Source organism: Thalassospira alkalitolerans (assembly GCF_002115745.1).
In the GTDB taxonomy this organism is placed as follows: Bacteria; Pseudomonadota; Alphaproteobacteria; order Rhodospirillales; family Thalassospiraceae; genus Thalassospira; species Thalassospira alkalitolerans.
Window position 1 is genome coordinate 269,640 of record NZ_JFKB01000003.1, and the last position, 11,842, is coordinate 281,481.

General features: G+C 53.9%; 12 protein-coding genes. 7 read left to right on the forward strand and 5 right to left on the reverse strand.

Translation table 11 applies throughout. The features are described 5' to 3' along the window. Positions 1 to 2 precede the first annotated feature (2 nt). On the reverse strand, positions 3 to 1,163 hold the full coding sequence (metX, locus tag TALK_RS06225; RefSeq protein WP_085616949.1) for a homoserine O-acetyltransferase MetX: 1,161 nt from the start codon (positions 1,161 to 1,163) through the stop codon (positions 3 to 5). A 220-nt stretch (positions 1,164 to 1,383) separates the two neighbouring features. On the opposite strand from metX, the gene TALK_RS06230 reads away from it, so the two are divergent. The 6 genes from TALK_RS06230 (at position 1,384) to TALK_RS06255 (ending at position 6,930) form a co-directional block, all read left to right on the forward strand. Beyond that, the gene (locus TALK_RS06230) at positions 1,384 to 2,277 is read left to right on the forward strand and encodes a chorismate mutase (RefSeq protein WP_085616951.1); all 894 of its coding nucleotides are present in this window, start codon (positions 1,384 to 1,386) and stop codon (positions 2,275 to 2,277) included. Between the two features lie 64 nt (positions 2,278 to 2,341). Next, on the forward strand, positions 2,342 to 3,439 hold the full coding sequence (gene hisC, locus TALK_RS06235; protein ID WP_085616954.1) for a histidinol-phosphate transaminase: 1,098 nt from the start codon (positions 2,342 to 2,344) through the stop codon (positions 3,437 to 3,439). A gap of 1 nt (position 3,440) precedes the next feature. Beyond that, a complete protein-coding gene (locus tag TALK_RS06240; RefSeq protein ID WP_085616956.1) occupies positions 3,441 to 4,403 on the forward strand; it encodes a prephenate/arogenate dehydrogenase family protein in 963 nt (320 codons plus the stop codon). Positions 4,404 to 4,496: 93 nt separating this feature from the next. Then, on the forward strand, positions 4,497 to 5,378 hold the full coding sequence (locus tag TALK_RS06245; RefSeq protein ID WP_085616958.1) for a DMT family transporter: 882 nt from the start codon (positions 4,497 to 4,499) through the stop codon (positions 5,376 to 5,378). Positions 5,379 to 5,434: 56 nt separating this feature from the next. Then, positions 5,435 to 5,995, forward strand: a complete 561-nt coding sequence (locus TALK_RS06250) for a gamma-glutamylcyclotransferase (protein ID WP_085616960.1) — start codon at positions 5,435 to 5,437, stop codon at positions 5,993 to 5,995. Positions 5,996 to 6,012: 17 nt separating this feature from the next. Beyond that, a complete protein-coding gene (locus tag TALK_RS06255) occupies positions 6,013 to 6,930 on the forward strand; it encodes a DMT family transporter (RefSeq protein WP_245829715.1) in 918 nt (305 codons plus the stop codon). 81 nt (positions 6,931 to 7,011) lie between these two features. Here the strand turns inward: TALK_RS06255 and TALK_RS06260 are convergent, their stop codons facing one another. The 4 genes from TALK_RS06260 to ftsE form a co-directional block, all read right to left on the reverse strand. Further along, positions 7,012 to 7,869, reverse strand: a complete 858-nt coding sequence (locus tag TALK_RS06260; RefSeq protein WP_085616964.1) for a lysophospholipid acyltransferase family protein — start codon at positions 7,867 to 7,869, stop codon at positions 7,012 to 7,014. A gap of 93 nt (positions 7,870 to 7,962) precedes the next feature. Then, positions 7,963 to 8,661 (reverse strand): YdcF family protein, encoded by a 699-nt coding sequence (locus tag TALK_RS06265; RefSeq protein ID WP_139833748.1) that lies wholly within the window; start codon positions 8,659 to 8,661, stop codon positions 7,963 to 7,965. Positions 8,662 to 8,781: 120 nt separating this feature from the next. Continuing rightward, a complete protein-coding gene (locus tag TALK_RS06270) occupies positions 8,782 to 9,684 on the reverse strand; it encodes a cell division protein FtsX (protein ID WP_085616966.1) in 903 nt (300 codons plus the stop codon). A 61-nt stretch (positions 9,685 to 9,745) separates the two neighbouring features. After that, the gene (gene ftsE, locus TALK_RS06275; RefSeq protein WP_085616968.1) at positions 9,746 to 10,423 is read right to left on the reverse strand and encodes a cell division ATP-binding protein FtsE; all 678 of its coding nucleotides are present in this window, start codon (positions 10,421 to 10,423) and stop codon (positions 9,746 to 9,748) included. A 367-nt stretch (positions 10,424 to 10,790) separates the two neighbouring features. Here ftsE and TALK_RS06280 point away from each other — a divergent pair, with 367 nt between their 5' ends. Continuing rightward, a complete protein-coding gene (locus TALK_RS06280; protein WP_085616970.1) occupies positions 10,791 to 11,606 on the forward strand; it encodes a DUF3426 domain-containing protein in 816 nt (271 codons plus the stop codon). The last annotated feature ends 236 nt before the right edge of the window (positions 11,607 to 11,842 follow it).

The window sequence follows — 11,842 nt, forward strand, 5'->3', positions numbered from 1 at the left end:
GCTTATTTCAATCCCCGACTTTTGGCTGCACCGTCGATAAAGCCGCTCAGCACCATGTGGAAATCCGGCTCGTCGAGCAGGAAGGCATCGTGGCCTTTGTCGCTTTCAATTTCGACACAGCTGACATTACACGATGCCGCGTTAAGCGCATGGGCAAGCTGGCGACTTTCTGGCGTGGGAAAGCACCAGTCGCTTGAAAATGAAATGACACAGAACCGGGTTTTGGACCCGTTAAAGGCATCGGCAAGACGGCCATCAAATTCAACCGACAGATCAAAGTAATCCATCGCGCGTGTGATATAGAGATAGCTGTTGGCGTCAAACCGGTCGACGAAGCTTTTGCCCTGATGGCGTAAATAGCTTTCGACCTGAAAATCCTGATCGAAGCTATAGGTGATCGCCCCGCGGTTTTGCAGTTTACGGCCAAATTTGCGATGCAGGGCCGGTTGCGACAGATAGGTGATATGGGCGGTCATCCGCGCAACAGCCAGGCCGCGTGCCGGTTTTTTGCCTTCTAACAGGTAATTGCCACCACACCAGTCCGGATCGGCCATAACCGCCTGACGCCCGACTTCGTGGAACGCAATGTTCTGGGCCGAGTGGCGAAAACTGGTGGCGATAGGCGCGGCGGCAAAAACCCGTTTGGGATAGCTTTTGCACCATTCCAGCACCTGCATGCCGCCCATCGATCCGCCGATGACGGCGAATAACGTATCAATGCCCAAGGCATCAATCAGCATGGTTTGGGCGCGCACCATATCGGCAATGGTAATCACCGGGAAATCCAAACCCCACGGTTTTCCGGTTTCCGGGTTGATATCCTTAGGTCCGGTGCTGCCAAGGCAGCCGCCAATGACGTTCGAGCAAATGACGAAATATTTGTCGGTATCGATGATCTTGCCCGGCCCGACGATTTCACGCCACCAGCCTTCCTTGCCGGTGATCGGATGAACTTCGTCGGCGACATATTGATCACCGGTCAGGGCATGGCATACCAGAATGGTATTGGATTTTTCGGCATTCAGTTCGCCATAGGTTTGATAGGCGATGGTAAACGGACCAAATTCGATGCCGCTATCAAGGCGCAACTTGGCAGTTTCCCCAAGGACCATGTGATGGCCGGGAAGGGTGCGGCGTTGATCTTTGCTGTCGGCGGTCGACATAGACGTCCTATCCCCTTGATTCTGCTGATCGGTCAGGCGAGATGGCTTGTATCTTGATTGACCGGAACCCGTTATGCGGGCTTCTTGATGGCGTCCGGCGGGCATGATTGGCCGCAGGGTATGGTTCTAGCTATGAAGCGCACTGGATTTAGTCAATCTTTTCTTTGCTTTTCGGTTGCCCTGTCCTAATACTGGGCGCCGTTTGAGAAAAGAGCGGATCATGGCGCAAAGCGACGAAAATTTAGCAAATCTTGACCTAGATGGGTTGCGGACCGAAATCGATGAGATCGATCAGGCGCTGCAATCACTGATCATTCGACGCACCAAAGTGGTTCAGGCGGTTGGGGCCTATAAGGATCGCGTCATTGCCGCCGGTGGCAAGGTCAAAGTGCCTTATCGCCCGGCGCGCGAAGCCCGCATTATGCGAACATTGGTTGACCGCCATGACGGTGCCTTTCCCAAAACCGCCCTGATCCAGATATGGCGCGAAATGATCGCAGCCGGGACGCGGCTTGAAGCGCCTTATACGGTCGCATTATGCCGCAATGCCGATGGGATCGATTGCTGGGAACTGGCACGGCTTAATTTCGGTTGTCTGAACGAAATCGTCGAATTTGATACCCCGCGCGAGGCGTTTCATGCGTTGGAAGAAGGCCGGGCAGCCGTGGGGGTGTTCCCCAAGCCCGAAGTCGGCGAGACCCAGCCCTGGTGGACGCTTTTGTCTGATGACAGTCCGGTTCGGATTGTTTCCAAGCTGCCCTTTGGCGGCCGTCCGGTCGGCCGGGGCGAGCAGACAGAGGGATTTGTTCTTGCCCCAATCGAGTTGGAAGAAAGCGGTGACGACCGCACATTGTTTATCGTAAGCCTGCCAAACGAGATTTCGATGGATACGGCGCGCAAAAAAATTGCGAATGGTATCGATGGTTCGGCAATCCTTGGCTTTTCTGCCAATGAAACTGGTGATCGTCGTTTTGTTCTTGTTGATGTGCCAGGTTTCTTTTGTAATCGCGCCGAAGCGTTTCAGCGCGCACTGAGCGAACAGGGGCTGGCCCCCGAAGGCTTAAGTGTTGTCGGTGCCTATGCTGTGCCGATCCCCGAAGATGCGCTGAGTTGATGGATAAATGATTGGCAGAGGCCGCTGGATGTCATCGGTCTTGCTTATTGGGAGAATCTAGGAAATGTCTGCGCCCACCCCACGTCCCGGAATTCTTGATATTGCCCCCTATAAAGGCGGTGTATCGACCGCTGGTGGTGCAACCCGCGTGATCAAGCTTTCATCGAATGAAGGCGCGCTGGGTCCAAGCCCCAAAGCGATTGAAGCGCTGCGTAAATCCGCCGACAAGCTGCATCGTTATCCCGATGGCGGCTGCGAAGCCCTGCGCAACAAGCTGGCCGAGAAATACGACCTTGAGGCCGATCAGATTGTTTGCGGTGCCGGGTCGGATGAACTGATCACGCTGTTGATCCGTGCCTATGCCGGTCCGGGCGATGAAGTGCTGTATTCGCAGCACGGTTTCCTGATGTATCCGATTGCGGCCAAGGGTGTTGGTGCGGTGCCGGTGACGGCAGCTGAAACCAACATGACCACCAGCGTCGATGCGTTGCTGGCTGCGGTGACAGCAAAGACCAAGATCGTGTTTGTGGCTAACCCGAACAATCCAACCGGGACCTATATTACGGACGGCGAAATGAAACGCCTGCGTGACGGCCTGCGCGAAGATATCGTTCTGGTGGTTGATGCGGCCTATGCCGAATTTATGACCGGTCAGGAAGATTACACTGCCGGTGAAGAACTGGTCCGTGCGGGCAAAAATACGGTCATGACCCGGACATTTTCGAAGATTTACGGTCTTGGCGGCATACGTCTTGGCTGGTGCTATGCGCCGATTGATATTGCCGATGTCTTGGGGCGTCTGCGCAATCCGTTCAACGTTGCCCTTCCGACGCAGGAAGCCGGTCTGGCAGCCCTTGACGATGATGAATTCGTCAATACCTGTGTGCGTCATAATGCCGAAACGCTGGCATGGTTCCGTGACGAGGTGAATGCGATTTCTGGTCTGATCGCCCATCCGAGCTATGGCAACTTTGTGCTGGTTGAATTCCCCGCGGCTGAGGGCAAAAACGCCGACGCGGCCAATGATTTCATGATGTCCAAGGGGGTTATCCCGCGCAAGATCGGTGGCTATGGTCTGCCGCAGATGCTTCGTATTTCGATCGGTACGAAGGAAGAAATGGATATCTGCCTTCAGGCCATCAAAGACTTTGTGAACAGGTAAAATGACCAACACCGCATCCAAACCGCTATTTGATACCGTTGCTTTTATCGGCATGGGGCTTATTGGCTCGTCCTTGGCGCGTCGCATTTTGCGCGATGGTCTGGCGAAAAAAGTCACCTGTGCCGTGCGGTCCGAGGCAACGCGCGACCGTGTGCTTGAACTTGGCATCGCCAACGAGGCCTATTGCGATATCAAGTCGGCGGTGGTTGATGCGGATCTGATCATGATCTGTGCGCCGGTGGGCGCCAATGAAACCATTGGTGCCCAATTGGCAGGTGTGCTTAAAAAAGGCGCGATTGTTTCTGATGTCGGGTCGGTTAAACAGGCGGTAATTCGGGATATTGCCCCGCATCTGGACGAAGGCGTTTCGTTTGTTCCCGGTCATCCGCTTGCCGGGACGGAACATTCCGGCCCGGATGCTGGCTTTCCGGAATTGTTTGAAGGCCGTTGGTGCATCCTGACCCCGGTTCCCGGTGAATCGGAAAAGGCAACGGCGCTGGTTCAGGCGCTTTGGGAAGCCTGCGGGATGAAGGTGGAATGCATGGATGCCGATCATCATGATCGTATTCTTGGCATTACGTCGCATCTGCCGCATTTGATTGCCTATACGATTGTTGGCACCGCGACCGACCTTGAAGATGCCCTGCGTCAGGAAGTGATCAAGTTTTCCGCATCCGGTTTTCGGGACTTTACCCGAATTGCCGCGTCCGATCCGACGATGTGGCGCGATGTGTTTTTAAACAATCGCGAAGCCGTTTTGGAAGTACTTGGACGTTTTCAGGAAGACCTGATGGCGTTGCAACGGGCGATCCGCTGGGGCGAGGGGGATAAACTGTTCGAACTGTTTAGCCGTACGCGCGAAATTCGCCGCGGCATTGTTGACGCCGGACAGTATTTTACCAATTTCTCGGCCGAGGGCGAAGACCGCCATAGCGATGAAACGGGCAAGAAAAAGCCCGATTAAATAAGATATTTGCGCGGCCCGTGATTTGCGGGCTGTGTTGTGGCGGGATGATGCGCCCCACAGGCATCCCCTGCTTGGTTAAAGGGAAATGTCATGTCTGCCACCAACCATCCTGCTTTTGGCCGGGTCATGCCGTTCGTATTTGTGTTCCTGTGGAGCACGGGTTTCGTCGGTGCGAAATTCGGTCTTCCCTATGCCGATCCATTTACCTTTTTGTTTATTCGCTTTGCCGTTGTCATCGTATTGATGGTGCCGGTGATTTGGATGCTGGGCGCCAGATGGCCCAAAAGCTGGCGCGAGGTCGCCCATATCAGCACCACCGGGATGCTGGTGCATGGCATCTATCTGGGCGGGGTTTTCTGGGCGATTGATACCGGGATGCCTGCCGGGCTTTCGGCATTGATTGTCGGGATGCAGCCCGTTGTGACCGCGTCTGTTGTCGGGGCGCTGTTGGGTGAACGGGTGACGGCGCGCCAATGGGGCGGGCTTATCCTTGGCCTGATCGGGGTGGCGCTGGTTCTGGTGCCCAAGATCGGTGATGGTGTTGGCATCACCGGGTTTGGTATTGGACTTGCCATTATGGCCCTGTTTGGCATGACGGCCGGGACGATTTATCAGAAACGGTTCTGTACCAGCATGGATTTGATGAGCGGTACAGTCATCCAATACATGGCCGCGGGGATCTTTGTCGGCATTGTTGCGCTGATCCGGGAACCATTGGTCGTTGATTGGAGCATGGATTTCATCCTTGTGATGGCCTGGCTGGTGCTGGTGCTGTCAATCGGGGCGATCATGCTTTTGATGGTATTGATCAAACAGGGCGAAGCAACACGGGTTGCCAGCATGTTTTATCTGGTGCCGCCAACGGCTGCGTTTTTTGCCTGGGTGCTGTTTGACGAAAATCTGGGTCTGTTGGGCTTTGTCGGGTTTGCAATTGCAGCCCTTGGGGTGGCATTGGTCATGATCAAACGCTAGATTTTGCCTGTGGATTTTGCGACGAATATTAAACGCCAATCCTGCCGGAGGATATTTTGACGCTGCCCGAAGAAAGATGGGTTTTTGGATATGGATCGCTGTTGTGGCGTCCGGGCTTCGATTTTGAAGAACGGGCGCAGGCCCTGTTGCGCGGCTATCACCGGTCTTTTTGCATTTATTCGCATCACTATCGCGGCACGCCGGAAAACCCCGGGCTTGTTTTGGGCCTGAATGAAGGTGGGGAATGTGTTGGCAATGCCTTTCGCATCGCGCCCGATGCGTGGTCCGTCGTCAAAGACTATCTTGATGAACGCGAGTTGGTGACCAATACCTATATCCCGACCGATATCGAGATTGAACTGTCAGACGGGCGCACGGTCATCGCGCATACCTATGTCGCGGATCCGACACATGAACAGTTTGCCGGGAACCTTTCGGTGCGCACCGCGGTCGAAATTATTGTTGCCGCCCATGGCAATGTCGGCCCGAACCTTGAATATCTGGAAAATACAGTCTGCCATCTTGATGAAATGGGGATTGTTGATCCGCCCCTGCATGATCTGATGGATCTGGTCCGGCGCGAATACGGTGAAATCAATATGGGAGCCGGGATCTGATGCCGGATGCCACCACGATGACCAAGAGCGGTAATACGTCGATGACGGCGGCCTATATGATGCTGATTGCCTGTGCGATGATGTGGGGATCAAACCATGTTGTGGCGCGCGGGGTGAATGCGACGGTCCCGCTTGAGGCATTGGCCTTTTGGCGCTGGGTTGTGGCGGCTGTTTTGTTGTTGCCGGTTTGCATTCCGCATCTGAAACGCGATCTGAAACTGATGGCGCATCACAAGATGTCGATGTTCCTGATTGGAACCACCGGTGTTTTCCTGTTTTCGATCATCATTTATCTGGCGGCCTATAACACCACGGCGGTTAACACCGGGCTTTTGAATGCAACAACCCCGGTTTGGGTTTTGTTGTTTGCGGCTTTGTTAACGGCAGACAAACCAAAGATCGGTCAATGGGTTGGTGTGTTGATTGCCGGTGTTGGCACCGCCGTGATCATTGCAAAGGGCAATTTTGCGGTTTTTGCCGACATGGACTTTGTGTCGGGTGATTTGTTTGCTCTGGTGTCGGCGATGGTCTGGGCAGCTTATTCGATGTTGCTCAAACGTGCGCCCCGGGGCGTGCATCCGCTAAGCCTTGTCTTTGTCTCGGCACTGATTGGTTTGGTGTTCCTGACCCCGCTTTATATCTGGTCCGTAACAGTAAAAGGCCAACCGTTCTTTACCCATCTTGATCCGGCATGGCCCGATATGATCAAGATTTTCTATATCGGGGTCGGACCAGCATTTTTGGGTTATCTGTTCTGGAACAAGGGGGTTGCGGTTGTCGGACCGGCAAATGCGGGGGTGTTTTTGTATCTGATGCCGGTATTTGCCAGTGTGCTTGCAATTATCTTTTTGGGCGAAGAGTTGCATTTGTATCATCTGGGCGGCATTGCCTTGATTGCCTTTGGTATCTGGCAGGCGACGCGCCGAAAGGCATAGGGTTCTGATGGCCTTGATATGAGAACGACCAAAGGCCGGACATGTGTCCGGCCTTTTACGTATCTGGGATATTCGCTTTAATCAGGACGGGGTTTTTTCTTCGGCTTTGGTTTTAAGCGGGATCGCGGTTTGTGCGTCTTGCTTGTCGGCGTCGGCTTTGGCTTTTTCCCGCGCTTCTTCGACCTCGATATCCTGTGATGTCAGGGTCGGCAGGTTGAATTCAGCCTGTGCTTCGCGTTCAAGTTCGCGGGTGCGACCGTCGATCTTGGCTTTGATTTCTTTCATAAAGGTCTTGCGATCCAGCCCCTGTTCGATTGGCGCCAGAAATTCCATGGTGACTTCGCCACCATATTTTATAAAGCTGTGACGGCCCCAGAACATGCCGGAATTAACGGCGACGGGAATGACCGGAACATCAGGAAAGGCCCTGTACAGGGCGTAAATCCCCGGATGATATGGACGATCCGAACCCGGTGGGGTTCGTGTGCCTTCGGGGAAGATTATAATCTGACGGCGATCAGCAATCGCCTGTCCAGCGCCCTTGATCATGTCTTTTAAGGCCGAAGACCCCGCAGAGCGGTCAACCGCGATTTGCCCGGACCCCAACAGGAATTGTCCCATCAGCGGAATGCGCGTCAGTTCCTTTTTCAGGATATAGGCCGGATCGGGAACGACGGTATGGAATGTCAGGGTTTCCCAGGCCGACTGATGTTTGGCGACCAATATGCAGGGACCATCGGGAAGGATTTCCTGACCGCGTATGCGCCGGGACATGCCAACGGTCGATTCCAGCATCTTCTGGGTCATCCAGGCCCATGCGTGGCCAACAAACTGGTTGGCTTTGCGACCAAGTGGTATCAGCGGAATCATGACGATACATAACAGCGTCGTACCACCGAAAAACAACACGTTAAAAAGAAACGCGCGCAGATTTCTCATGCAGACAAGTCCTTCAAGCTACTCGTTCAAGGGTTTGTAACAGTTATGCGGTACGAACGAAATGTTGTTTGTCTGGCTCGGTTTTTGCGAAATTCAGTTCGACGCCGAGTAATCCTGTTCTTGCGGGGCGGGTGTTGAGCGGTGCAGGGACGCGCTATTGCCGCCAGGCAGAAGTTGCAGGACATAATTGCGCAGGCTGGCAAACAGAAACTTGTTGTATTCGCTGGCAATCAGGCTGGCACTGCCTGGCCAGCGCCACCAGCTGTCGACCTTGACGGTATCGGGGAAAACCGGATGGGCGATGATATCGACATCGGGCATCAGGCTGCGGAATTCCAGAAGCGATCGCGGCATGTGATAGTTTGCTGTCACGATACGCAGGCTTTTATAGCCTTCCTCGTAAACCCATACCGCGGTTTCAATCGCATTGCCGCGGGTGTTTTCGGCAACATGGCCCAAAACCACACAGCATGAAAGAAGACGCGGATCGGCTTGGCCTGCCGACAGAAGTTCGTCAACCTCGACCCCGCGATAAACCCCCGAAATAAAAAGTTTTTCGGCAAGTCTGCGGGTCAGAAGGCGGCGCCCCTCGGACAGGCGTTCGCTACCACCGGTTAGAACGACAATCGCATCGGTTTTGCGATCCGGTTCTTCGACATTTGTCGGAATGATGCCGACATACCAGACAAAACCACCGGCCCACAGCAATCCCACAAGGATCACGGTCGACAGCAGAAAACGAAACCGGCGAAAACGTCGGCGGTGCAAAACGGAAAGGGGCGGCTTACTCATATGATTGGGCCTGACGGGGCGCGGGCATTCGAATTCGGTCTCCTGTTAGGGCCAAGGTCATGATCTCAAAAGGCAAATGATCATAACCGTGCAGATGACTATACGAAGCTGTGGCGTTGGTTACAACATTCTGCGTAACACACGCAGCACAGTTCTTTTCGCCGTCATCTGGGCAACCCCGGCAACCACGAACGGAATGGCAATGATAATTCCGATGAAAAGCGGGCTGAACACCAGTGATGGGATCGGCCAGCCTGCCCGCAGGCCAAGCCATGCAATTAGTCCGGAAATCGGCAGTGCAATCAAAAGCCCGATCAGTGCCCCAAAGAAAGCCAATCGAAGGTTATGACGGGCAAATTGACCGGCAATATAAGAATCCTGTGCCCCGATCAGATGTAGCAATTCAATGATGGTGCGATGGATCGAAAGCCCGGATCGGGTGGCAAACACGACCGACAGCATGGTCGCACCAAACAAAACAATGATCAGTGCGGTTAAGGCAAGTTCGACAGAAAAAGCGACATCAGCAATGCGTTCGATCCAGATACGATGATCGTCAAGCACGGCTTCGGGGGCGATTTCACCCAGTCTGCGTTCCAGCATATCGAAATTGAAGCCGGTTTCTGGCGTGATTTCGATGATGCGCGGGATGGGCAGTTCGCTGACGACTTCATCGGGGCCAAGCCAGGGTTCAAGCAAGGCCGACATGGTTTCGGGGCTGAGTTCTTCGATCCGGGCAATGCCGGATATGCCCGACAATTGGTCGATGATATTATCAACAGTTACCTGCAGCGCCTGTTCGCGTTCTTCGGGATTGCGTTCGGCCATGCGGGTCGGGGGCACCTGAATTGACAGGCTGCCTTCGATCTGACCGGACCATTTGCCGACACTGTCATGCAGGGCGGCAAGGCCAACGATCGAAAAAGTCAGTAACGCCACCATCAATGCGACGATGCTTGGCAAAAAGCGCGTCGATGAATCATTGTCGAGCGGCAGATGTGACGGGTGCGAACGAAAAGCCATGATCGTTTTAGGGTCCTGTGTGGTCCAGTTGCCGTCAGTTGATGCGCTGTCAGGTGTGTTATCAGGTGCTGTGGGTTATGTCGTGCAGGGTGCCAGCTTCCAACAGCCACTGGTTATGGCCAAATTTTCGTACCAGTTGGCGGTTATGGGTGGCAATCAGCACGGTGGTGCCAAGTTTATTGAGTTCTTCAAAAAGATACAGCAACCGCATTGCGATGCGATCATCGACATTGCCGGTGGGCTCATCGGCCAAAAGCAAGGCCGGGCGTCCGATCACGGCGCGTGCGATGGCAACGCGCTGTTGCTGCCCGCCTGACAAACGGGATGGTATGGCATTGATCTGTTCGCCAAGGCCTACCCATTCCAGAAGTTCGGTGACATTTTTGCGAATTTGCAGGTCTTCGACCCCGGCCACACGTAGCGGCAGGGCGACATTTTCAAATGTCGAAAGATGATTAATCAGGCGGAAATCCTGAAATACCACACCAATCTTGCGGCGAATGGCGGGCAATTCATCGCGTGGAATACGGATATTGTCACGACCGAAGATACTTATTTCGCCGCGCGTTTGGCGCAAGGCAAGGTACAGCAGCCGCATTAATGTTGATTTTCCAGCCCCCGAAGCTCCGGTCAGGAAATGAAAACTGCCGCGGTGCAAGGCAAAATTCAGATCGCGCAGAATCTCCGGCCCGGATTCATAACGAACACCCACATTCCTGAAACTGACGACTTCAGTCAAAACTTGCGCTCCATATCGCAGAACGACGCATAAGGTCCCGACATAACATGATAATGACGGGGGCGGGTGAACAATTGCGAAAGTCCGTTTCTGACGGTCGCTGTGATGCATATCATCGCAGATTGGCCGAAAATATGACGACTTAAACAGTTCTTCGGATGCTATTGTCACACCATATATGCAATGCTGTGATACCCAAATCAGGGCAGCTTCAGTTATCTGTACTTAACAGTCTGTTAAATCGCCGCTATTTACATATAGTGTAGGTTCCGCCTATACCGGGGCATTCGGGGAAACGTCGGAAGTCACACAGGTTATGGCCGTGCCCCGGGTTATATGCCGCTGACATCGAGATGCCAGGTTTGCAATGATCATTACTTGCCCAGATTGTTCCAAAAAATACTCTGTGAAAACAGAGGCGATCGGCCCAAAGGGCAGAACGGTACGCTGCAAAAGTTGCGGCAATAGCTGGCATCAGGACCCGCCAGGGACGAAGCCTGCTGCGCCTGCACCGGCAAACAACCCGCCGCCGCCCTTTGATCAGGATGGCGCGCTTGGTGCTGATTTCAATGCCGACCAGATGGCCAGCCAAGCAGGTCAGCCGGTTGAAGATCCCGATAAGATGCCGGATCCGCCCCCCATTCCACAACAATTGATCCGCAATAATCCAAAGCCGCCTGCGAAATCGAAAAAAGGCGTCATTGGCTGGATATTGTTCTTCCTGATTTTGGGCGGGATCGGTGCGGGTGGATATTTCGCCAAAGATATTCTGATCAATCTGTGGCCGCCGATTGCCAAGGTCTATGACATGGTCGGGTTCGATGTGCCGCATGTTGGCGATGGCCTTGATATTCGGGAATTGCCGCCGACTCGTGAAGAAGAAGACGGTGTTGATGTTCTTGTCGTTCGCGCCGAGATCGTCAATATCAGCGAAACCGACCGCGTTTTGCCTTATCTTTTGATCGAACTTCTTGACCCGCTTGATCGTGTGGTTCAGCGCAAAAAAGTGCCGCTGATCTTTGACGAAAGTGCGGTTCAGAGCGGTGGGGACATGCCGATGGAGGCACAGATGCTTCCGGTTGGGCAGACAATGACGGTGGAAACCAAAATTCGTCGCCCGAACCCAACGGCGACCCGCTTGCAGGTCACCTTCCTTGACCCGCGTGATGGTGTTGAACCCTAGGCGGTTTGAGCCGAAAAATGATAAAGGGCAGTGATCCGTCGCTGCCCTTTTTTTGTTTGTGTGTCTCGTCCTGAAAGAAGGTTCACCCCAAGGGATTGGTTCTGACCAAGGCAAACATGGCGCGGTGTTCCACATGCAAGGTGATTGCACGTTGGCTGTGTCGTTTGGAAACAGGTTTGCCGATTTTTTGGACGGTGCAGCATCTTGGACGGATGGGACGTTTTTCCGATGAGCCG